This is a genomic window from Roseateles sp. So40a (assembly GCF_048081605.1).
Classification (GTDB): Bacteria; Pseudomonadota; Gammaproteobacteria; order Burkholderiales; family Burkholderiaceae_C; genus Roseateles.
Genome location: NZ_CP182288.1, coordinates 2,765,391 through 2,788,358, shown reverse-complemented (window position 1 = coordinate 2,788,358; position 22,968 = coordinate 2,765,391). Strand labels below are relative to the sequence as shown.

The window sequence follows — 22,968 nt, the reverse complement described above, 5'->3', positions numbered from 1 at the left end:
CGCACACCAACAGCAATAACAGCGGGAATGGATCGAGATCATCACGACCCGCGCGGCGTGTTGCCGACGCATAGCGTTCTCGCGCTCGCCATCCTCATGGTGTCGGCGCCGGCCTGGAGTCTCGGCGTCGGCCGGCCCCAGGCGGCCTCGTCGCTGGGGCAGCCGCTGAACCTGCTGTTCCCCGTCCAGCTCAACCCCGGTGAGTCCCTCACGCCCGAGTGCGTGCGCGCCGAGGTCACCGCGGGCGAGAACCCCCTGTCCGCCTCCGGCCTGCACTGGCAGATCGAGGGTGACGCCAATCGCATCACCGGTGTCCGGCTGCGCAGCATGCAGCGCATCGATGAGCCCATCGTCGCCGTGCAGCTCAGCGTCGGATGTCCGGCCCGGCTCACGCGCCAGTTCACCGCCTTCATCGATCCGCCCGGCATGAACGCCGAGCCGATGGTCGACCCCGGCCAGGCGCCGGTGCCGTCGATCTCGCCCGCGTTGCAGGCACAGCAGGATGCTCAGCCGCGCGCGCCGCAGAACCCGGTGGCGCGTCCGTCCGGATCGGGCGCGGGTCAGGAGCTCTCACTGGCGGCCGCGGCGACGCCGTCCGCGTCCGCCAGTGGCGATCGCCCGCGTCGACCGCAGCGCCGTGCCGAGGCAAGGCCCGGCCCCACGCCGCAGATCCGCGCTGGTGTCACACGTCAGACGCCGGAGGCTCGCGCCGCCCGGCCCTCGGCGCCCCGTCTGACGATGGAGCCGGCCGAGGCGCTGCAGACGCCGTCGCCGACGCTGCTGGCCGCGGAGGCCGCCGCGAGCGCGGCCAGCGCCGCCGAGGAATCCCGCCAGCAGATGCTGGTCATGCAGAAGCAGATGGCCGACATGCAGGCCGAGCAGAAGCGCACGCTGGCCGCGATGAACACGCTGCGCCAGGAGTTGCAGGCCGCGCGCGAGCAGGCCGCGGCCAAGGGCTCGGCGTCGTCGGGTTGGGTGCTGGGCCTGAGTCTGCTGAGCTTGGCGCTGGCCGCGAGCAGCCTGCTGATGTGGCGCAGCAACCGCCTGCAGAAGCGTGAATCCGAGCAGCATTGGCTGGGCGATTCCCGCCAGGATCCGCACGACCCAAGTCAATCGGTGCAGCCGGTGCCGACCGGACCGTCGCCGTTCACGCCGACTGATCCGCACAGCTCGCCCGCGCCGCTGATGTCGCACCTGTCCAGCGACGGGCCGGTCGTGTCCTCGGCGCCGTCGACGATCCCGATGCCGCTGTCGCCGCTGGACGAGCCCACGCGGCCCGCGCCGCTGACCGTCAGCGCGCCACCGACAACACCCGCGACGGCGCCCGCGATGCCGGCATCCCGGCTGTCTGCCCGCCCACCGACGACCGCTGCCGACGACGCGCTGGATGCGCTCGCCGCGCTGGACGCGATGGAGCCCTTGAGCCTGCAACTGGATCGCGGCGACACGCAGCCCGCGCCGTTCACGTCGGACCTGGGCGGCTCCGGCGGCATCGTGACCGTCGAGGAACTGATCGACCTCGAGCAGCAGGTGGATTTCTTCCTGGTGCTGGGCCAGGACGACGCGGCCATCGAGCTGCTGTCCTCGCGCCTGAACCATCGCGACGCGGCCAGCGGGCTGCCCTTCCTCAAGCTGATGGAGCTCTACCAGCGCCGCGGCGACCGGGAGGCGTTCGACCGCGTCGCCAGCCGCTTTGCCGAGCAGTTCCATGCGCGCTCGCCGTCCTGGAGCGACGACCTCAACGAGGGCGAGGGCCTGGAACGCCACGAGGAGCTGGTCGAACGCCTGGAGGCCGCGTGGCCTGACGCGGAGGGCTCGATGAGCCTGCTGCAGGATCTGCTGTCCAGCCACCAGGAATACAGCGGCGACCTCGGTCTGCCGGCCTATCGTGACCTGCTGCTGCTGTACGCGGTGGCACGCGATCGCGCGGAGCACGAGATCGACGGCAACGCCGTGGACCTGGTGCTGCCGCTGGATGTGCCCGGCCATCCCGAGCAGATGGCGACCATGGCCTGGCAGGCTCCCGTGCCGGCGCCCGGCACGCCCGCGCCGCCGCGGTCCAGCCTCACGCAGAGCGTGGACCTGGACCTCTCGCTGGTCGAGGACGAGCCCCAGGACAAGGCCAAGGGCGGTTGACGTTCGGCGGGTGATGCCGCGCGGTCAGCGCAGCGCGCTCAGGCGTTCGAGCGCGAGATCCAGCGTCTCGTCCTTCTTCGCGAAGCAGAAGCGGATGACCTTGGCGTCGCTGCCGCCGCTGTAGAAGGCCGACAGCGGAATCGCCGCCACGCCGATCTCCCGTGTGAGCCACTGGCACATCGCCATGTCGTCCAGCGCGGCGAGTTCGGGCCGCAGGCCGCCGTAGTCGACGCTCTGGAAGTAGCTGCCCGGGCAGGGGCGCAGCACGAAGGCGGAGTCCGCCAGCCCCGCGCGGAAACGGTCGCGCTTGCGCTGGTAGAAGTGGCTCAGCCCCAGATAGGGCGCGGGATCGCGCATGTACGCCGCAATGCCGTGCTGCATCGCGGAGTTCACCGTGAACACGTTGTACTGGTGAACCTTGCGGAACTCCGCCATCAGCGGGGCCGGCGCGGTCACGTAACCCACCTTCCAGCCCGTCACGTGATAGGTCTTGCCGAAGCTCGACACCACGAAGCTGCGCGCGGCCAGCGACAGCAGCCGCGACACGCTCTGATGCGTCTGGCCGTCGTAGACCATGTGCTCGTAGACCTCGTCGCTGATCAGCAGCACGTCGGTCCCGTCGAGCAGCTCGGCCAGTTGCGTCAGCTCCTGCGCGCTCCAGACCGCGCCGCTCGGGTTGTGCGGGCTGTTGATCATGATCGCCCGGGTGCGCGGCGTCAGCGCGGCGCGGATCCGGTCGAAGTCGGGGCGGAAGCTCGCCGGGTCCAGCGGCACCGGCACCATGACGCCGCCGGCCAGCGCGATGTTGGGCGCGTAGCTGTCATAGGCGGGTTCCAGCACGATGACCTCGTCGCCCGGGTGCACGACCGCCAGCAGCGCGGTCAGGATCGCCTGCGTCGCGCCGGCCGTGACGGTGATCTCGGTGTCGGGGTCGTAGGCGTGGCCGTACAGCGCCTGGATCTTGGCGGCGATCGCCTGGCGCAGCGCCGGCACGCCGGGCATTGGCGGGTACTGGTTGTGGCCGGCGCGCATCGCGGCGTTCACGGCGTCCAGCAGCGCGGGATCGCCCTCGAAGTCCGGGAAGCCCTGGCCGAGGTTGACGGCCTGGTGCTGCTGCGCCAGCGCCGACATGACGCTGAAGACGGTCACGCCCAGCTGGGGCAGGCGGCTCGCGGGAACGGGAGTGTGAACACGCATGATGGACATCGATGGAGTGGCGGGTCGGCGGGGGAGGCGCTGGACGGGCCGGGGATCAAGGAGCGGGCATCACAGGTCGTAATCGCTGGACTCGCCGCTCATCGCCCGCTGCAGCAGCGTGCGGTTGAGGCGGTCCGAGAGCAGCTCGGCGAAGCTGTAGACGTAGTTGCGCAGGTAGGCGCCGCGCTTGAACGCGATGCGCGCGACGTTCTGGCCGAGCAGGTGGCCCAGCGGGCGCGAGACGAGCTCGCCGCCGGGCGGGTCCTCGCGCACGGCCATCTCCGCGACGATGCCCACGCCCAGGCCCAGCCGCACGTAGGTCTTGATGACGTCCGAGTCGATGGCCTCCAGCACGATGTTGGGCGTGAGCTGGCGTTGCGCGAAGGCGCGGTCGATGCGGGTGCGGCCGGTGAAGCTCGGGTGGTAGGACACGAGCGGCTGCTGCGCCAGCGCCTCCAGGTCGATGCGCTCGGCCTGCGCCAGCGGGTGCTCGGCGCGCATCACCAGCACGTGCTGCCATTCGTAGGCGGGCAGGGTGACCAGCTCCTCGAACTGCGACAGCGACTCGGTGGCCAGGCCCACGTCCGCCGTCTCGTCGATCAGCATGCGGGCGACCTGGTCCGGGCTGCCCTGATGCAGGCCGATGTTGACCTGCGGGAACTGCTTGCGCAGCTGCGTGACGGGACCGGGCAGCACGTACCGCGCCTGCGTGTGGGTCGTGGCGATCGACAGCGTGCCCACATCCTGCTTGGAGTACTCCTCGCCGATGCGCTTGAGGTTGCCCACCTCGCGCATGATGATCTCGATGGACTTGAGCACCTGGCGGCCGGGCTCGGTGATGCTGCGCAGGCGCTTGCCGTGGCGCGAGAAGATGTCCACGCCGAGCTCTTCCTCGAGCTCCAGGATCGCCTTGGACACGCCCGGCTGGGAGGTGTACAGCGCCTTGGCCGTCTCGGTCAGGTTGAGGTTGCGGCGCGCGGCCTCTTGGACGAAGCGGAACTGGTGCAGGTTCATGTGGGGGTTATCGCACGTGGGGTCCGGTCAGTGCTGGGGCAGCACGGTCGGCCGGGCGGGATCGAGCGGATCGACGGGCAGGGTGGTCGCGGAGATCAGGTCCAGCGTCGCGCCGGCCATCGCGCGGATCACCGAGGGCTGCTCGCCGATCGCGTCGTGCAGCGCGAAGAGGATGCGCGGGTGCTCGGCGCGCAGCCGTTCCACCAGCGGCGGGACGTCGCGGCGCACATGGCCGCTGGCGCCCAGGAACATCGGCACGATCTGGATGCGCGTGCAGCCGCGCGCGGCCAGCGCGCCGGCGGCGGTGGCGATGTCGGGGAGCATCAGCTCCAGGTAGGCCAGCGCGATCGGGAGGTCCGGGCGGCGTTCCTGGAGTTCCGCGGCAATGGCCTGGAACGGCGCGGCCCAGGCCGGATCACGGGCCCCGTGGGCGAAGAGCAGCAGACCGTCCATCAGCAGTCCTCCGTGAGACGAGGTCGAGCGACCCGGCAGGCGGTGATCCCGCCCGTCATCGATAGCGCACCAGCCAATAGAACGCGCCCATCGAGATGCCCAGGTAGAGCAGGCTGGGCGCCGAGGCGACGAGCCACGGCGTCCAGTCGCGCAGCAGCCCCAGGTGGCCGGTGATGGCGTTCAGCACCACGAAGCTGATGCCCAGCATGATGCCGCCGAAGACCTTCACGCTGATGCCGCCGGAGCGGAAGTGCAGGTAGGCGAAGGGCAGCGCCAGCGCCACCATCACCATGCACGCGAACGGATAGAAGGCCTTGCGCCAGAACTGGATCTCGGGCTGGGCCGAGCTCTGTTCCTGCGAGGACAGGTGGCGCGTGTAGCGATAGAGCTCCAGCGTGGACATGTTCCAGGTCGGCTGCACCGCCGCGGACACCACGCCCGAGGGCAGCGAGCTTTGCCACTGGTAGCTCGGCAGCAGCAGCTCGTGGACGGCGGGGTTCTCGGCGAGCTTGTCCTGCGGCGACGCCGGGTCGGCCGGCGCCGACGCCGCGGCCGTCACGACGGCGGGCTGGCTCAGCGGCGCGGGCGTTTTCGACCACTGCAGCAGGCGCACGTCGTTGAGCTTCCACAGCCCGGTGGCGTCGACGGTCGCGTTCTTCGCCGTCAGCCGCGTGGCCATCGCGCCCTTGGGGTCGAACTCCAGGATCAGCACATCCTCCATCAACCCGTTGGAGCGCGCCCGGCCGACGTGCACCGCGTAGCTGTAGTCGCCGACGCGGTCCTTCATCCAGGCACCTTGCGCGTTGGTCACGCCGCCGCTGGCGCTGGACTTGAGCAGCTGCGCCTGGCGGTCGGCCCACGGGTTGACGAAGTCACCCACGACGAAGGCCAGCACGGCGAATCCCAGCGCCATCACGCTGAGCAGCCCCAGCGCGCGCTGCGGCCCCAGGCCGCCGGTGCGCAGGATCGTGAACTCGCTGGACTGAGCCAGGCGCGCCATGCTGAAGATCGTGCCGATCAGCACCGCGATCGGCATCAGCTCGTAGAAGCGGCCCGGCAGCTTCAGCGCGCTGGACCACACCGCCAGCCCGATGCCCAGGCCCAGGCGCTGGAAGCGGTCCAGGTCGTCGATGAAGTCCAGGAAGAAGAACAGCGCCAGGAACCCGGCCATGACCAGGGTGAAGGAGCTCAGGATGTCGCGGTACAGCAGCCGCCGGACGGTTTTCATGTGGGCACTCCCGGCGTGGACGAGGACATCGAGGCCGGCGCGATCACGACACCGGCGGGCACCGGGCCTTGGATCGTCTCGTCGTAGCCGGGCGCCTCCGCGGGCGCCGGGGTCACGCCGCTGCGCGGCGCGCCGAGCCTGGCGCCCTGTTCACGCCAGAGCAGCAGCAGCATCGTGATGGCGAAGGCGCCGCCGTGCAGCGCGAGCAGCGCCGGTCCCAGCTTCATCTTGTTGCCCACGACCCAGGTCTGCGTCAGGTTGATCAGGTTGAAGTAGACGATGAACGCCAGCAGCGCGAAGAGCAGGTTCCAGTTGCTGGCGCGGCGCGGGTTGGTCGCCGAGATGCCGATGCCCAGCAGCACCAGGTTCACGCAGCCCAGGATCATGCCGAAGCGCCAGGCCAGCTCGCCGTCGTTCTGCGGCGTGCGGTCGGCCAGCAGGTCCAGCGTCGGGCGCGTCTTGGGCGAGCGGGTGCCGCCGGCGCGCATCACCTCGTCGTCCACCACGACCTTGTACTGCTGGAAGCGCGCCACCGACTTGTCGCCGTTGCGCAGGTCCACGTCGTTGCGCTGGCCGTGGTCCAGCACCAGCACCCGCTGGTTGTTCTGGTACACGAGCGCGCCGCGCGCCGAGGTCGTCACCGACTCCAGGTGCTCGGTGTTGTTCATGATGAAGACGTTGCGGGCGGCGGCCTCGTCGGCGGGGTCGCGCTCGATGAAGAACACCCGCGAGCCGTCGTTGGAGCTCTGGAACTGGCCCGGCGCAACGCGCGACAGGTCGCTGCGCTGCTCGAATTGCTCACGCAGCTGGGCGCTGTTGTCGTTGCTCCAGGGCCAGACGATGGTCATCAGCACGGCCACCACCAGCAGCACCGGCGAGGCCATCGCCAGCACCGGCCGCACGAAGCGCGTCAGGCCCAGGCCGCTGGCGAACCAGATCGTCATCTCCGATTCCTTGTACATGCGCCCCAGCGACATGACGACGGCGACGAACAGCGACAGGCTCAGCATGACCGGCAACTGGGCGAGGGCCAGATACCCCAGCGACAGCAGCACGTGCTGCGGCGCCACCGTGCCCTTGGCCGCCATGCCCAGGGATCGCACCAGCAGCATCGTCACGACGATGGTCAGGATGACCACGAAGGCCAGTCCGAAACTGCGGGCGAGTTCTTTGCGTACTGATGAATCGAATAACATCCGGGCACTTTATCTACTTCTCGGTATTATGGACTTTCGCTCTCAGCTCGCGTCCCTCGACGCACTGTCGTCGCACGCTGCCGACGCCCTGGTGCTGGTCGTCGCGGGCGACAGCCTGCCGACTTCGCTCGACAAGACCATTTCCGCCCTGATCAAGGACGCCATCAAGCTCGGCGACTTCGAGCTGAAGGCGGGTCAGGTGTTGACGCTGGTGCGTCCCGCCGGCCTGAAGGCGCCCCGTCTGATCGTGGCCGCCAGCGGCGCCACGCTCAAGGCCGCGCGTTCGGCGCTGGGCGCCGCGCTGGGCCAGCTCAAGGGCAAGGGCGCGACCGGTGCCTCGATCGCCTACGCCGGCTTCGCCGCGGAGCTGACCGAGTCCCTGGCCGAGCAGTCCGTGCTCGCCGCCCAGGAAGCGACCTACGTCTACCGGGAAACCAAGCCCAGCGCGCCCGCCGCGTCCAAGCTGGCGAAGATCTCGCTGCTGCACGCCAAGGATGACGCCAAGGCCGTCAAGGCCGGCCTGACCCGCGGTCAGGCCATCGGCGCGGGCATCGCCGTCGCGCGCGAGGCCGCCAACCTGCCGCCCAACGTCGCCACGCCGGCCTATCTGGCCGAGCAGACCAAGGCGCTGACCAAGAGCCACGGCATCAAGGTCGAGGTCCTGGACCAGAAGGGCATCGAGAAGCTGGGCATGGGCTCGTTCCTGTCGGTGGCCAAGGGCTCCGACGTGCCCCCGCGCTTCATCGTCGCCAAGTACGAAGGCGCGGCCAAGACGCAGGCGCCGGTGGTGCTGGTCGGCAAGGGCATCACCTTCGACTCGGGCGGCATCTCGCTCAAGCCGGGTGCCGGCATGGACGAGATGAAGTTCGACATGGGCGGCGCTGCTTCCGTGCTGGGCACGCTGCGCGCCGTGGCCGAGCTCAAGCCCAAGATCAACCTGGTCGTGCTGATCGCCGCGTGCGAGAACATGCCCAGCGCCCGCGCGGTCAAGCCGGGTGACGTGGTGACGTCGATGTCGGGCCAGACCATCGAGATCCTGAACACGGACGCCGAAGGCCGCCTGATCCTGTGCGACGCGCTGACCTACGCCGAGCGCTTCAAGCCCGCGGTCGTCGTCGACGTCGCCACGCTGACCGGCGCCTGCGTGATCGCGCTGGGCGGCGTGCGCTCCGGCATGTACGCCAGCGACGACGAACTGGCCGCGGCGCTGTCCGCCGCCGGCGAGACGGCGCTGGATCCGTGCTGGCGCCTGCCGCTGGACGACGACTACGCCGACGGCCTGAAGACCAACTTCGCCGACGTCGCCAACGTCGCCGGCCGCGAGGGCGGTTCCATCACCGCGGCCAAGTTCCTGCAGCGCTTCGCCTCGAAGTACCGCTGGGGTCACCTGGACATCGCCGGTACCGCCTGGAAGGGCGGCGGCGCCAAGGGCGCCACGGGCCGTCCGGTCGGTCTGCTGACGCACTTCGTGCTGTCGCAGGTCCGCTGAGCGCCGCGCGCGTTCCTCGGACATCAAGAAGGGAAGGGCAGGTCCGGTGACGGAGGTCAACTTCTATACCGGCGTGCCCGACCGCCAGGTCTACGCCTGCCGCCTGCTGCGCAAGACGCAGGCGGCGGGGCTGACCGTCGGGGTGTGGGGGCCGATGCGGCTGCTCGAGCGACTCGACCAGACGCTGTGGACCTTCGAGCCCGGTGAATTCCTGCCGCACGTGCTGCTGCGCGCCGATACCCCGGCGCCGCTGCGCGAGCGCACCCCCATCCTGCTCTCGGACCAGCTCGACGCGCTGGCCGGGTGCCAGGTCTTGCTGAACTTCGAGCCGGGCGTGCCGCCGGGACTCGAGCGCTTCGAGCGCGTGCTGGAGCTGGTCTCCGCCGATGCCGATCAGGTCGCCGCGGGACGCGGTCGCTTCAAGGCCTACAAGGCCCTGGGCCTGACGCTGAATCATCACGTGATGTCGGCGTGATGTCGGTTTGATGCCGGCTTGAGCGCGACGCTCGCCGGTCACGGAATTTCCTCGACGATTTGAGCCATCGCGGCGCCGGATGAGCGCCTCGCGACCGCCGCGCCACGGCGGTGCCGCCTTGCGTCGCGGTGGTGCCGGGAAGCCCATGGACAGGGCGATTTCTGCTGCCACACCGTGTCGACTGGGCGGAAATCCGCACACGACGTGCGAGGGGTGTGCACGCCTTCGCACTCCTGCGAAAACCATCCGGGTTTGCCCCGGTGACAGGGGCGCGACAACGCTCGCGCCGTGACCGCGTTCACAGCATTTTCACTATGGAAACGCCGCAACCTTTCGGGGTATGGTCGCTCGCGTTGAGAACTCAACGTCATTCCACATATTCCCGAGTCGGAGGTTCCTAGATGCAATCCAAGCTGAATGTGATCGTGGGCGCAATCGCCATTGCCGCCACCGGCGCCGCCATGGCGCAGGACGCGGTGGTCAAGATCGGCCACGTCGGTCCGACCAGCGGCGCCATCGCCCACCTGGGCAAGGACAACGAACTGGGCGCCAAGATGGCCATCGACGAGCTGAACGCCAAGGGCGTGACGATCGGCGGCAAGAAGGTCAAGTTCGAGCTGCTGGCCGAAGACGACGCCGGCGATCCGAAGCAGGGCACGGCCGCCGCGCAGAAGCTGGTGGACTCCAAGGTCAACGGCGTCATCGGCCACCTGAACTCCGGCACGACGATTCCCGCGTCCAAGATCTACAGCGACGCCGGCATCCCGCAGATCTCGCCGTCGGCGACCAACCCCAAGTACACCCGCAACGGCTACAAGACCGCGTTCCGCGTCGTGGCTGACGACGTGCACCTGGGCGGCACGCTGGGCAAGTACGCCGTGACGCAGCTCAAGGGCAAGTCGATCGCCGTCATCGACGACCGCACCGCCTACGGCCAGGGCGTCGCCGACGAGTTCGAGAAGGGCGTCAAGGCCGCGGGCGGCAAGGTCGTCGGTCGTGAATTCACCAACGACAAGGCCACGGACTTCACCGCCATCCTGACCTCCCTGAAGGGCAAGAAGCCCGACGTCGTCTTCTTCGGCGGCATGGACGCCGTGGCCGGCCCGATGCTGCGCCAGATGAAGCAGCTGGGCATCGAAGCCAAGTTCATGGGCGGCGACGGCATCTGCACGGCCGAACTGCCCAAGCTGGCCGCCGGCACCGTGTCCGACAGCCAGGTCGTCTGCGCGGAAGCGGGCGGCGTGGAAGGCGAGTCGAAGAAGTCGCTGGACGCCTTCAAGACCAAGTTCAAGGACAAGTACAAGGTCGAGGTCCAGATCTACGCCCCGTACGTCTATGACGCGGTCAACGTGATGGTCGACGCCATGGTCAAGGCCAAGTCCTCGGATCCCAAGGTCTACCTGCCCGTGCTGGCCAAGACCGCCGATTACAAGGGCGTGACCGGCACCATCGCCTTCGACGCCAAGGGCGACATCAAGAACGGCGCGCTGACCCTGTACACGTACAAGGGCGGCAACCGCGAGCAGCTCGCCGTCGTGCGCTGATCCCCACCGGACCCGGCCGGCCCTCGCGGCCGCGGCGACCGACGAAACGCCCACCTCGGTGGGCGTTTTTTTTCGTCTCCCGCGCCACGCTCGTGACCTTGGTCATCCTGTCACGCACCCCTTCACGCATTCCTTCACGTTTCGTCTCTGACAGCGCGACGACAGCCCGACAACGGCGTGTCCCCTGATCGAGGGGTCACCCCCTCACTCGCGTGCATTCCCGCACGAGAGCCCCTGAAAGCATTCAGTCAGGGGGTTCGCACCTTCCGGGTGCTACAGACAATGGCCCCCGTCAGCGCGCCACCGGGTCGATTCGGGGATCCGGCGGAGGTCGACGACACGGGTTCAACCGAGTCGGATTGCAAGGCGGCGGCCCCTGCAAACGGGGGGCTTTCAAGCCTGGGGGTGGGAGGCATGATGCCCCCCGCAGCGAGTTGGGGTCTCCCCTTGGAGCCACCCGCCGCGCAGCGAGCAGTCCTGAGAGGTTCACCCGGGTCGGCGACAGCACTCCCAGCGAGTGCCGTGACCAGCTTTGGGGACGGGCATGATTCGAATTTTTAACCACTACCTCCATCGTCGTACCCTGATCCAGGTGCTCTTCGACCTGGGCCTGATCGTCGCGGCGGTCTTCGCGGTCGCCCTGAGCCAGGGCAGCGGCGAGCACATGATGAGCTTCGCGGCGTCCTACGGCCTGTCCCTGGCCGGCGGCATGTTCGTCATCAACTCGGCGTCCGGCCTCTACTCCCAATCCCACAAGCGCTCGCTGACGCAGTCCTGCGCCCGCGCGCTCTTCGCGTTGCTGATCGGCCTGCCGCTGGCCTACGGCCTGTTCAGCCTGATCCCCGCGACGGTGTCGCATCGCGAGCTGCTCACCTCCACCGCCATGCTGGCCGTCGCGCTGGTCATGGTGCACCGCGTCTACGCCGCGCACTCCGGCGCGCAGGGCGCGGGCCGGACCAAGATCCTGATCTTCGGCAGCGGCCACGCCGCGCTGGCCGTCAGCGAGAGCCTGCGCGCCGCCGATCCGCACGCGCAGATCGTCGGTTTCCTGCCGGGCCCCAACGAGATCGATCCGCAGGTGCCCGCGCATGAGCTGCTGGGCGCGGGCGAAAGCCTGACCGACGCCGCGATGCGCCTGGGCGTGGACGAGATCGTCGTGGCGCTGTCCGAGCGCCGTGGCGGCTCGATGCCGCTGCGCCAGCTGCTGGATTGCAAGCTCTACGGCATCCGTGTCGTGGACCTGGCGACCTACTTCGAGAAGACGCTCGCGCAGATCAAGATCAGCCACGTGCACGCGGGCTGGCTGATCTTCGGTGACGGCTTCAACCAGGGCGTGCTGCGCAGCGCGGTCAAGCGGGTCTTCGACCTGTGCTCGTCGCTGGTGCTGCTGGTGGCGACGGCGCCGATCATGGCGATCACCGCGCTGCTGATCAAGCTGGAATCGCCCGGCGGCATCTTCTACACGCAGGAACGCGTCGGCCTGAACGGCGCGACCTTCAAGGTGATCAAGTTCCGCAGCATGCGCAACGACGCCGAGAAGGACGGCCGCCCCCAGTGGGCGACCAAGAACGACGCCCGCGTCACGCGCGTCGGCAACTTCATCCGCAAGGTGCGCATCGACGAGCTGCCGCAGCTGATCAACGTGCTGCGCGGCGAGATGAGCATGGTGGGTCCGCGTCCCGAGCGTCCGTTCTTCGTGGACGAGCTCGTCGCGCAGATCCCGTACTACGCGGTGCGCCACAGCGTGAAGCCGGGCGTCACCGGCTGGGCGCAGGTGCGCTACGAATACGGCTCGACCATCGAGGACTCGCTGGAGAAGCTCCAGTACGACCTGTACTACGTCAAGAACCACACGCTGTTCCTCGATCTGCTGATCATGCTGGAGACGGTGGCCGTGGTCCTGACGGGGCGGGGGGCGCGCTGAGCGCACCCTGATCCATGTGGGCAACTTCCCTGAACCTCGGCACCGCGTCGGGGATCGTCGCGGTATTGGCGCACCTGGCCCTGGCGGTCGTGGTGCTGCCGCAATTCAGCCAGCATCGACGCCGCGCGCTTCGGCTTGAGATCGCGCTGCTGCTCAGCGCCTTGTGGGCGGGGCTGGACGCGGCGGTCGAGCAGGGCCTGCTCGGCGCGCACGGCTGGCCGGCGCTCGTGCTGCTGCCGGTGTGCGACGCGCTGCGCTACGGCGCGTGGTTCTCCTTCATCCTGGCGCTGATCGAATCGCGCGGCGACGACGGCCAGGCGCGCAGCGCCGGCGTCGCGCGGCCGCTGCAGTGGCTGGCCTGGGCCGGCGTGGCGGTGGCCGTGGCGCTGCCGCTGTGGCGCTACTGGGGCGATGCGTCGCTCTCCGAGATGCAGCGTCCGATGACGATGGCGTGGCTCGGACTGGGCGTCTTCGGCCTGGTGCTGATCGAGCAGATGCTGCGCAACATCGACAGCGACGCCCGCTGGAACGCCAAGCCGGTCAGCCTGGGGCTGGGCGCGGTCTTCGCGTTCGACGTGTTCGTGTTCTCGCAGGCCTCGCTGTTCCAGCAGTTCGACGGCGACGCGCTCAGCGTCCGCGCCGCCGTGCACAGCCTGGCCGTGCCGCTGCTGTGGCTGGCCAGCCGGCGCCACAAGAAGTGGCTGGACAAGCTCCATGTCTCGCGCACCGCGGCCTTCCATTCGGCCACGCTGCTGATCGTGGGTGTGTACCTGCTGGGCGTGTCGGGCATCGGCTACTACGTGCGCTACACCGGCGGCGAATGGGGCCGGGCGCTGCAGCAGGTGCTGCTCGCGGTGGGCGTGCTGGCGCTGCTGACGATGGGCCTGTCGGGCTCGCTGCGCGCGAAGCTGCGCGTCTACATCAGCAAGCATTTCTTCAGCTACCGCTACGACTACCGCCAGGAATGGCTGCGTTTCACCGCAATGCTGTCCGCGAGCGCCTCGCCGGCGGAGCTCGGTGAATCGGTGATCCGCGGGCTGGCGCACCTGGTGGAGAGCCCCTCGGGCGCGCTGTGGCTCAAGCGGGCACCGGTTTCCGGCGGCGATGCCGAGTACGCGCAGGCCGCGCGCTGGAACCTCAACGACGACCGTCAGGTGCTGAACGCCGACGCCGCGCTGCTGCACCTGCTGCAGGAACGCGCGTGGATCGTCGACCTGGACGAATGGCGCCGCGATCCGGCGGCGTACGAGCACGCCCCGCTGCATCCCGCGCTGGCCGGGGATGCGCGGCACTGGCTGCTGGTGCCGCTGCTCAACGCGGGCACGCTCACCGGCTGGGTGATCCTGGGGCAGCCGCGCACGCGGCTGGAGCTCGACTGGGAAGTGCGCGACCTGCTGCGCACCGCGGCGCGTCAGGCGGCGAGTTACCTCGCGCAGATGCAGGCCGCCGAGGCGCTGCTGGAGGCGCGCAAGTTCGAGGCCTTCAACCGCATGTCGGCCTTCGTCGTGCATGACCTGAAGAACATCGTCACGCAGCTGTCGCTGATGATGAAGAACGCCAAGCGGCTGCGCGACAACCCGGAGTTCCAGCAGGACATGCTGGACACGGTGGAAAACTCGCTGGAGAAGATGCGCCAGCTGATGCTGCAATTGCGCGAGGGCGACAAGCCGCATCACGGCAGCGCCAGCGGCGTGGCCTTGACGGCGATCGCGCGGCGCCTGGCCGCCGCGGCCGTCAGCAAGGGCCGGGCGCTGGAGCTGGAGCTGCGCGACGAGGTCAGCGCGCGCGGCCATGAGGAACGGATCGAGCGCGTGCTCGGCCACGTGGTGCAGAACGCGCTGGACGCCACGCCGATCGACGGCCGCGTCACGCTGCGATTGCAGCGCGTGGGCAGTCACGCGCAGGTGGAAGTGGAAGATACTGGCTGCGGCATGACGCAGGAATTCATCGATCAGCGGCTGTTCAAGCCCTTCCAGACGACGAAGGCGGCGGGCATGGGCATCGGCGCCTACGAGAGCTACCAGTATCTGCAGGAACTAGGGGGGAAGATCAACGTGGAAAGCGCGCCCGGAAGAGGCACCAAGGTCACCATCTTGCTGCCGCTGTTTTTCGCCCAGACGGGCAGTGACGCCGCACTGGCGCAGGCACGATGAGCGCGCAACCCCCATCGCTGCTCATCGTCGAGGACGACCTCGCGCTGCAGAAGCAGCTCAAGTGGTCCATGGACCGCTTCGAGTCCGTGACCGCCGACGACGTCGCCAGCGCCGTGCTGCAGTTCCGCCGGCACAAGCCGCCCGTGGTCACGATGGACCTGGGCCTGCCGCCGGACCAGGACTCGACCTCCGAGGGCTTCAGGCTGCTCGAGAAGCTGATCGAGCTGGAGCCCGGCACCAAGGTCATCGTGCTGACCGGTCAGAACGACCAGACCAACGCGCTGCGGGCGATCCGCATGGGCGCTTACGACTTCCTGGCCAAGCCGGTGGATCCGGACGTGCTCGTGCTGACCGTGGAGCGCGCGATGCGGCTGCACGAGCTGCAGCAGGAGAACCAGCGCCTGCTCACGCAGCAGGACGGCGAGGCCACCGGCCGGTTGATCACGCGCGATCCGCAGATGCAGCGCCTGTGCCGCACCGTCGAGCGCGTCTCGGGCAGCGACGCGACCGTGCTGCTGCTCGGCGAGAGCGGCACCGGCAAGGAGGTGCTGGCGCAGTCGCTGCATGACGCCTCCAAGCGCAAGGGCCGCTTCGTGGCGATCAACTGCGCCGCGATCCCCGAGGCGCTGCTCGAGAGCGAGCTCTTCGGCTACGAGCGCGGCGCGTTCACCGGCGCGACCAAGACGACCGTCGGCAAGATCGAGACCGCGCACGGCGGCACGCTGATGCTCGACGAGATCGGTGATCTGCCGATGCCGCTGCAGGCCAAGCTGCTGCGTTTCCTGCAGGAGCGCAGCATCGAGCGCCTGGGCGGACGCCAGGAGATCCCGGTGGACGTGCGCATCGTCGGCGCGACGCACCAGGACCTGAAGGCCAAGATCGAGCAGGGCCTGTTCCGCGAGGACTTGTTCTACCGGCTGGCCGAGATCGTCGTGGACATCCCGCCGTTGCGCGATCGCGTCGGCGACGCGGTGCTGCTGAGCCATGCCTTCCTGCGGCGCTTCTCGTCCGAGCAGCGCCGGCCCATCCTGCGCCTGGCCGATGACGCGATCCGCGCGGTGGAGGCGCATCGCTGGCCCGGCAACGTGCGCGAGCTGCAGAACGTGATGAAGCGCGCGTCGATCATGGCCGACGGCGAGCGCATCACCGCCGACGACCTCAACCTGCCGGTGCCCGCGGGCGGCGACGCGCCGGTCGAGGAGGCCGACCTCGACCTGCGCGCGGTGCGCGAACGCGCCGAGCGCCAGGCCGTCGTGGCCGCGCTGGCCCGCACCGACGGCAACATCGCCAAGGCGGCTGACCTGCTCGGGGTCAGCCGGCCGACTCTGTACGATCTGATGGCCCGTCTGGGCGTGAAAGCGTGACGGCCTGAAGGCCCGTCGGCCCGAGTCTCACGCGCCGATCGCCTTCGATCCCTTGAATCGCTGAAGCCCTGATCCCCTCGATCACTCCGTTCCCTCTGTTCCTCGACCGCGAAAGAGACAACGCATGTCCCGCAAGCCTGAGCCCAGCAAGAAGTCCGGTCCGCTCTCCACCTCCATCGGCCGGGAGGGCCGGTCGCTGCGTCAGGGCGCCACCGCGCTGGCGCTCGGATCGGCGCTGCTGCTGGCCGGCTGCTTCGGCGAGTCGGCGCAGGACCTGGTGAAGTCCGCCAAGGCCCACCTCGACAAGCGCGACAACAAGGCCGCGATCATCCAGCTCAAGAACGCGCTGCAGAAGGACGACTCGCTGGCCGAGGCGCGTTACCTGCTGGCCAAGGCGCTGCTGGACAGCGGCGATGTGGCCGGTGCCGCGATCGAGGCCGAGAAGGCCAAGTCGCAGGGCTTCAGCGGCGACGCGCTGGCCGCGCTGCAGGCCCGGCTGCTGCTGATGCAGGGCAAGGTCGATGAGCTGCTGGGCCAGTTCGGCACCCGCCATCTGCAGAACGCCGCCGACGAGGCCGACCTGCAGACCACGCTGGTCGGCGCCTTCGTCGCCAAGCAACGCCTGGCCGAGGCCCGCAAGGCCGCCGACGCGGCGGTCCGCGCCGCGCCGGACAACGTGCAGGTCCGCCTGGTCAACGTGCGGCTGCTCACCAGCGAGGGCAAGCTGCCCGAGGCCCGCGAGGAAATCGACCGCGTGCTGGCCAAGTCGCCGCAGTCGGGCGAGGCCTGGCTGCTCAAGGGCGAGCTGCAGGTGCTGGCGGAGGCGCCGCCCGCCGAGAGCATCGCGAGCTTCCGCAAGGCGCTGGAGGTCGACAAGAAACTGGTGGGCGCGCATGCCGGGCTGATCAACCAGCTCATGCGCACCGGCGACAAGGCCGGCGCCAAGGAGGCGCTCACCGCGATGAAGGCGGCCGCGCCGCAACACGCGCAGACCTTCTATTACGCGGCGGTCTTCGCGTTGGACGGCGGGCAGATCAAGGAAGCCACCGAGCTGACCCAGGCGCTGCTGAAGGTCGCCCCGAACAACGAACGCGCGCTGTTCCTGGCCGGCCGCGTGGCGCAGGCCAATGGCGACCTGCGCCAGGCCGAATCGCATTACGCGAAGCTGATCCAGGCGACACCGGACGCGCAGCCCGCGCGCGTGGCGCTGGCGCAGCTGCAGCTGCGCGGCGGCGACACCGAGCAGGCGCTGGCCACGCTGCAGCCGGCGCTGGACGGCAAGTCGCCGTCGGCCGAGGTGCTGGCGCTGGCCGCCGAGATCCGGCTCAAGCAGGGGCAGGGCGCGGAGGCGGAGCGCTTCCTGGCGCGCGCCGCCGAGCTCAATCCCAATGACGTGCGCAGCCGCGTGGGGCTGGCGCTGGGTCAGATGCAGAAGGGCCAGGCGGCCGCGGGCATGACCGCGCTGCGCCAGCTCGCGGCGCAGGACAAGGGCACCATCGCCGACATCGCGCTGATCAGCGTGCTGGCGCGCCAGAAGGACTACGACGGCGCGACGCAGGCGATCGCGGTGCTGGACAAGAAGGATCCGAAGTCGTCGACGGCGCCGGAGCTGCGCGGGCGCATGCTGCTGCTGCGGGGCGACCGCGCCGGCGCGAAGGCCGCCTTCCTGGAGGCCGCCAAGCGGGAGCCGGGCTCGATGACCGCGGCCAACAGCCTGGCGTCGATGGACCTGCAGGACCTCAAGGCCGAGGACGCCGTCACGCGTTACGAGACGGTGCTCAAGGCCGATCCGAAGAACCTGCGCGCCGAGATGGCCATCATGGGCCTGAAACTCGCGCACAAGCTGATCGACCGCGACGCCGCGGCCAAGCGCCTGACCGAGCTCGCCAAGCAGCATCCCGACGATCCCACGCCGCGCCAGGCCGCCGTCGGGCTGCTGATGGAGAAGAAGGACTTCAAGTCCGCGCTGTCGCTGGCGCAGGAAGGCGTCACCGCGAGCCCCGACAACCCGACGCTGGTCGACCTGCTGGGCCAGGTGCAGGCCGCCACCGGCGACCGCCAGCAGGCGATCAGCAGCTTCAACAAGGTCGCCACGCTGCAGCCGCGCTCGCCGCTGGGCCCGCTGCGCCTGGTGGACCTGGCGGTGCAGGCCGGCGACAAGGACGGCGCCGCCGCGGCGCTCAAGCGCGCGCAGGCGGTGGATCCGGGCGATCCGGACCTGGCGCGCAAGGTCGTCGAGAAGAGCCTGCAGCTGCAGCGCCCCGATCTGGCCATGACCGCGGTGAAGGGCCTGCAGACGGCCCGGCCGAAGTTCGGCCTGGGCTGGAAGCTCGAGGGCGACGTGGCCCGCGCCAGGCGCGACCTGCCCGCGGCGATCGCGGCGTACCGCAAGGCCGAGCAGATGGCGATCGATGCCGGCGCCACGGTGCCCAACACCGAGCTGGCGATCACCCTGCACAGCACGCTGATCGAGGCCGGCAAGAAGGACGAGGCCGAGCGTTACAGCGCGGCCTTCCTGGCGAAGAACAAGGCGGACGAGCTGTTCCTGTACCACGTCGGCGACGTGGCGCTGAACGCGGGCCGTTACCCCGAGGCGGAGCAGCGTTATCAGGCCGTGCTGGCGGTCAATCCGCGCAACGCGGCGGCGGCCAACAACATCGCCTGGCTGCGCCTGCGCGCCGGCAAGGCCGATGAAGGCTTGAAATTTGCCGAGCAAGCGACCAAGCTGCGCCCCAATGTGCCGCCGTACATGGACACCCTGGCCGAGGCGCTCGCCGCCAAGGGCCAGAAGGACAAGGCCATCGAGGTGCAGAAGGAAGTCGTGAAGCAGGCGCCGACCGTTCCGGCGTACCGGCTGCGCCTGGCGCAGTTGTACGTGGCGGCCGGCAACAAGGGTGACGCCGAGGCGGAACTGAAACGCCTGGCGGACCTGGGACCGAATTTCGAGCAACAAGCCGAGGTGCGCAAGCTGCAGGCGGCGATCCGTTGAGGCGCCGGGTCCTGGGAAGATCCCAGGGCCGGCCGTCTCGCCGGACCGCATGACGGCGGCACCACCGCGCCCGGGGAGGGGACGGTCATGAGCCAGATTCGACGATCCAGTCTTCGCAAGCGGCTTCACCAGGGGCTGCGACGGGTGTTCTCGTCGCTGCCCAAGCCGATGCGCTTCGCGATCTACCGGCGCATGGTGGATTGCGATCCCGCGCCCTCGCAGCGGCTGGAGCTGAAGGTCGCGGACACGCAGGAAGAGCTCGACGCGTGTTTCCGCATCCTGCACGACGCCTACGTGGGCAGCGGCTTCATGAAGCCCGACCCCAGCGGGCTGCGCGTGACGATCTATCACGCGCTGCCGACGACCACGACGCTGTGCGCCAAGTACGACGGGGTGGTGGTGGGCACCATCTCGATGGTGCGCGAGGGCGTGTTCGGATTCCCGCTCCAGTCGGTCTTCGACCTCGAGGGCGTGCGGGCCAAGGGCGGCAAGATCGCCGAGATCTCCGCGCTGGCCGTGGCGCCGGCCTTCCGCAAGACGGGCGGGGCGATCCTGTTCCCGCTGATGAAGTTCATGCACCAGTACTGCACCGAGTACTTCGATACCCGGCACCTGGTGATCGCCGTGAACCCCGACAAGATCGAGCTCTACGAGGCCTTGCTGTTCTTCCAGCGGCTCAAGGAGCAGACCGTGGCGGAGTACGACTTCGCCAACGGCGCGCCGGCGGTGGGCGCGACGCTGGACCTGCACGAGGCGGATGCGCTCTTCGAGCGGCATTACCGCGGCCGCGCGCCGGTGAAGAACCTCCACCACTATTTCTTCCGCCAGCGGCTGCCCAACATCCGGCTGCCTGAGCGGCGCTTCCACACGACCAACGACCCGGTCATGACGCCGGAGCTGCTGGACCACTTCTTCAACCAGGTGGTGCCGGTGTTCCCGCAGATGGACGACCGCAAGAAGGCGCTGCTGTGGTCGGTCTACCGCGAGGATCCGCAGTTCCGCGTGGTGCTGCCGATGCTGAGCGGCGGCGGGCAGGACCTGGGGCGCTCGCTGCGGCAGTACCCGCGTTACTCGATCCGCTGCCCGGGGCATCTGGACATCCGCGCGGCCAACGAAAGCCAGCTCGGCCATTTCGACCTGGACGTCATCGAGGTGTCGGCGCACGGTTTCCAGGCCGAGTGCGACCACGATCTGCCCTTGCAGGTGGATGGCGTGGTGGAGATCGAGCTCGGGCACAACGAGACCGCGCACGTGACCGCGCGCGCGGTGCGCCGCAAGGACACGGACCAGGGCAGCTTCTACGGTTTCCGGATCGACGAACCGGACCGCCACTGGCGCAGCTTCGTCTCCACGCTGGAGATGGGCATCACCTCGAAGGATCTGGCCGCATGAGCAATCGACGCGATGTCCTGGTGCTGGGCGCGGGCGGCGCGCTGGGCTGGGCGGGGCTGTGCGCGCCGGTACGGGCGCAGGAGATGTCCAACACGCTGCCGGACCTGATCGACCGCAGCCGGCAGGCGGTGGTGGCGGTGGGGACCTTCGCGGCGACGGACAGTCCGCGGTTCAGTTTCCGCGGCACGGGGTTCGTCGTGGGGGATGGGCGGCGGATCGTGACCTGCTCGCATGTGATCCCGAATCCGGTCGAGAAGGATTTGATGATCACCGTGCCCGCGGCGGGCAATGCCTCGGGGCAGCCGCAGCTGCGCGCGGTGAAGCTGCTGCGCCGCGACGCGTCTCGGGACCTCGCGATCCTGGAACTGGCCGACGACAAGGGGGCGCTGGTCGGGGTGCTGCCGCTGGCGGAGGCCGACGGCGATCAACCGGTCGTGCGCGAGGGCAGCGCGGTGGCGCTGATGGGTTATCCGATCGGCACGGCGCTGGGCGTGACGATGGCGACGCACCGGGGCACGGTGGCGGCGATCACGCGGGCGGCCTTGCCGGCGCCCAATGCCAACAGCCTGTCGGACCGGGCGGTGCGCCAGTTGCGCGAGGGCCCGATGGAGTTCCTGCAGCTGGACGCGACGGCGTACCCGGGCAACAGCGGCGGACCGCTGCTGGAGATCCGCACCGGCAAGGTGGTGGGGATCGTGAACATGGTGGTGCTCAAGGGCACCCGCGAATCGGCGCTCAGCGCGCCCAGCGGCATCAGCTACGCCGTGCCGGTGAAGTACGTGTGGCCGTTGTTGGGGAAGTGACGCGCTGAGCGAGGCCGGGGTGCTTCACCCCGCATGCCCCACCGGCGCCGCCGCCGCGTCCTGCGTTGCGGGCTCGCGCAGCAGCAGCGCCAGCAGGCCGCCTGAGGCCGCGAACACGGCGCCGACCGCGAACGCCACGCGGTAACCGCCCGCCAGCGCCGCCGGCATCGCCACACCGAGCGCGCCCAGGTCCGCCGTGCGCGACGCCGCCAGGCTCGCCAGCACCGCCAGCCCCAGCGAGCCGCCCAGCATGAAGGACGTGTTCACCATTCCCGAGGCCAGCCCCGATTCGCTCGGCGCGACCTCGCTCATCGCCGCCAGCAGCACCGGGTTGAACGCCACACCCGCGCCCAAGCCCAGCAACAACATCCCCGGCAGCACGTCCAGCCAGAAGCCGCCCTCGGCCGGCGCCCGCGCGAACAGCGCCAGCCCCAGCGCCGCCAGCAGCAAGCCCACGCACAGCGGCTTGCGCAGCCCGAAACGCATCACCAGCTTTGCCGACAGCCCCACCGAGAACGCCGCCATGATCAGGTTGGCCGGCAGGAATCCCAGCCCCACGTGCATCGCGTCGTAGCCCAGCACCAGCTGCATGTACAGCGCCGACAGGAAGAACCACGCGAACATCGCCGCCGCCCACAACACGCCGATCACGTTGGACACCGCCACCGAGCGCAGCCGGAACAGCCCCAGCGGCATCAGCGGATGCGCGACCTTCGTCTCCACGACGAGGAACACGGCCATCAGCGCCACCGACACGCCCAGCAGTCCCAGCGTGCGCGGCGAGGTCCAGCCCGCCTCGTTGCCGCCCACCACCGCGTACACGGCCAGCATCAGCGACGCGGTCACCGTCACCGCGCCGGCCCAGTCCAGCGTCTCATCTGGCGCCGTCGGCCCGCCGCGCTCGATCAGCCACAGGCACAGCGCGATCACGATCGCGCCGATCGGCAGGTTCACCAGGAAGATCCAGTGCCAGCTCAGCGCGCTGGTCAGCACCCCGCCCAGCAGCACGCCGATGCTGCCGCCGCCCGCGCACACGAAGCCGTACACGCCCATCGCCTTGGCGCGGTCGCCGGGTTCCGTGAACATCGTCATGATCAGCGACAGCGAGATCGCCGACACCACCGCGCCGCCCAGCCCCTGCACCGCGCGCGCCGCGATCAGCAGCTCCTGCGTGTGGGCCAGCCCGCAGGCAGCCGACGCGCCGGTGAACAAGGCCAGCCCCGCCAGGAACATGCGCCGGTGCCCGTAGAGGTCGCCCAGCCGCCCGCCCAGCAGCATGAAGCCGCCGAAGGTCAGCATGTAGGCGTTGACCACCCAGACCAGCGAGGTCTCGGTGAAATGCAGGTCCGCGCGGATCGACGGCAGCGCCACGTTCACGATCGTCGTGTCCAGCACGATCATCAGCACGCCCAGGCACAGCACGCCCAGCGCGAGCCAGCGGCGACGGTGGAGATCAAGGTGAGAAGTCATGGGCAACGCGGATCCGTGAAGCATTTAAGAGGGTCTGGACTCACGACGCGCCAGCCACCGTGATTTCGACACGGCCGCGTTTGTAGCACCGCGTCGAGCAGGCCCGGGAGGTCATGGCGCGCGGTGCTGCCACCGGCTGTC

The 22,968-nt window shown here is 69.5% G+C and carries 16 protein-coding genes; 10 read left to right on the top strand and 6 right to left on the bottom strand.

The features are described 5' to 3' along the window. The first annotated feature begins 27 nt into the window (after positions 1 to 27). The gene (locus tag ACNI65_RS12685; RefSeq protein ID WP_416763443.1) at positions 28 to 2,136 is read left to right on the top strand and encodes a FimV family protein; all 2,109 of its coding nucleotides are present in this window, start codon (positions 28 to 30) and stop codon (positions 2,134 to 2,136) included. Between the two features lie 24 nt (positions 2,137 to 2,160). Here ACNI65_RS12685 and ACNI65_RS12680 read toward each other — a convergent pair whose 3' ends face one another. The 5 genes from ACNI65_RS12680 to lptF form a co-directional block, all read right to left on the bottom strand. After that, complete coding sequence (locus ACNI65_RS12680; protein ID WP_416763442.1) at positions 2,161 to 3,333, bottom strand: pyridoxal phosphate-dependent aminotransferase; 1,173 nt, start codon at positions 3,331 to 3,333, stop codon at positions 2,161 to 2,163. 69 nt (positions 3,334 to 3,402) lie between these two features. Next, positions 3,403 to 4,347, bottom strand: coding sequence for a CysB family HTH-type transcriptional regulator (locus ACNI65_RS12675; protein WP_416763441.1), 945 nt, complete (start codon positions 4,345 to 4,347; stop codon positions 3,403 to 3,405). Positions 4,348 to 4,374: 27 nt separating this feature from the next. Beyond that, positions 4,375 to 4,800: a sirohydrochlorin chelatase gene (locus tag ACNI65_RS12670; protein WP_416763440.1), complete on the bottom strand. Its 426-nt coding sequence runs from the start codon at positions 4,798 to 4,800 to the stop codon at positions 4,375 to 4,377. 55 nt (positions 4,801 to 4,855) lie between these two features. Then, positions 4,856 to 6,028 (bottom strand): LptF/LptG family permease, encoded by a 1,173-nt coding sequence (locus ACNI65_RS12665; protein WP_416763439.1) that lies wholly within the window; start codon positions 6,026 to 6,028, stop codon positions 4,856 to 4,858. Then, entirely contained in the window at positions 6,025 to 7,224 is a 1,200-nt protein-coding gene (gene lptF / locus ACNI65_RS12660) for an LPS export ABC transporter permease LptF (RefSeq protein ID WP_416763438.1), read from the bottom strand. The genes ACNI65_RS12665 and lptF overlap by 4 nt, the downstream gene beginning before the upstream one ends. Before the next feature lie 28 nt (positions 7,225 to 7,252). Here lptF and ACNI65_RS12655 point away from each other — a divergent pair, with 28 nt between their 5' ends. The 9 genes from ACNI65_RS12655 to ACNI65_RS12615 all read left to right on the top strand — a co-directional run bounded on the left by ACNI65_RS12655 (position 7,253) and on the right by ACNI65_RS12615 (position 21,357). Further along, positions 7,253 to 8,713 carry a leucyl aminopeptidase gene (locus tag ACNI65_RS12655; RefSeq protein WP_416763437.1) on the top strand — a complete coding sequence of 487 codons (1,461 nt, stop codon included), beginning with the start codon at positions 7,253 to 7,255 and terminating at the stop codon, positions 8,711 to 8,713. Between the two features lie 46 nt (positions 8,714 to 8,759). After that, positions 8,760 to 9,188, top strand: coding sequence for a DNA polymerase III subunit chi (locus ACNI65_RS12650; RefSeq protein ID WP_416763436.1), 429 nt, complete (start codon positions 8,760 to 8,762; stop codon positions 9,186 to 9,188). 401 nt (positions 9,189 to 9,589) lie between these two features. Then, positions 9,590 to 10,732, top strand: coding sequence for a branched-chain amino acid ABC transporter substrate-binding protein (locus ACNI65_RS12645; protein ID WP_416763435.1), 1,143 nt, complete (start codon positions 9,590 to 9,592; stop codon positions 10,730 to 10,732). 544 nt (positions 10,733 to 11,276) lie between these two features. Further along, complete coding sequence (locus ACNI65_RS12640) at positions 11,277 to 12,656, top strand: TIGR03013 family XrtA/PEP-CTERM system glycosyltransferase (protein ID WP_416763434.1); 1,380 nt, start codon at positions 11,277 to 11,279, stop codon at positions 12,654 to 12,656. A 14-nt stretch (positions 12,657 to 12,670) separates the two neighbouring features. Continuing rightward, complete coding sequence (gene prsK / locus ACNI65_RS12635; protein WP_416763433.1) at positions 12,671 to 14,809, top strand: XrtA/PEP-CTERM system histidine kinase PrsK; 2,139 nt, start codon at positions 12,671 to 12,673, stop codon at positions 14,807 to 14,809. Beyond that, complete coding sequence (gene prsR, locus ACNI65_RS12630; protein WP_416763432.1) at positions 14,806 to 16,173, top strand: PEP-CTERM-box response regulator transcription factor; 1,368 nt, start codon at positions 14,806 to 14,808, stop codon at positions 16,171 to 16,173. The genes prsK and prsR overlap by 4 nt, the downstream gene beginning before the upstream one ends. A 124-nt stretch (positions 16,174 to 16,297) precedes the next feature. Then, positions 16,298 to 19,162 (top strand): XrtA/PEP-CTERM system TPR-repeat protein PrsT, encoded by a 2,865-nt coding sequence (prsT, locus tag ACNI65_RS12625; protein ID WP_416763431.1) that lies wholly within the window; start codon positions 16,298 to 16,300, stop codon positions 19,160 to 19,162. Between the two features lie 87 nt (positions 19,163 to 19,249). Next, positions 19,250 to 20,554 (top strand): GNAT family N-acetyltransferase, encoded by a 1,305-nt coding sequence (locus ACNI65_RS12620; protein WP_416763430.1) that lies wholly within the window; start codon positions 19,250 to 19,252, stop codon positions 20,552 to 20,554. After that, a complete protein-coding gene (locus ACNI65_RS12615; RefSeq protein WP_416763429.1) occupies positions 20,551 to 21,357 on the top strand; it encodes a S1 family peptidase in 807 nt (268 codons plus the stop codon). The genes ACNI65_RS12620 and ACNI65_RS12615 overlap by 4 nt, the downstream gene beginning before the upstream one ends. Positions 21,358 to 21,381: 24 nt before the next feature. On the opposite strand, the gene ACNI65_RS12610 is transcribed toward ACNI65_RS12615, so the two are convergent. Then, positions 21,382 to 22,827, bottom strand: coding sequence for an MFS transporter (locus tag ACNI65_RS12610; RefSeq protein WP_416763428.1), 1,446 nt, complete (start codon positions 22,825 to 22,827; stop codon positions 21,382 to 21,384). Positions 22,828 to 22,968: the final 141 nt, after the last annotated feature.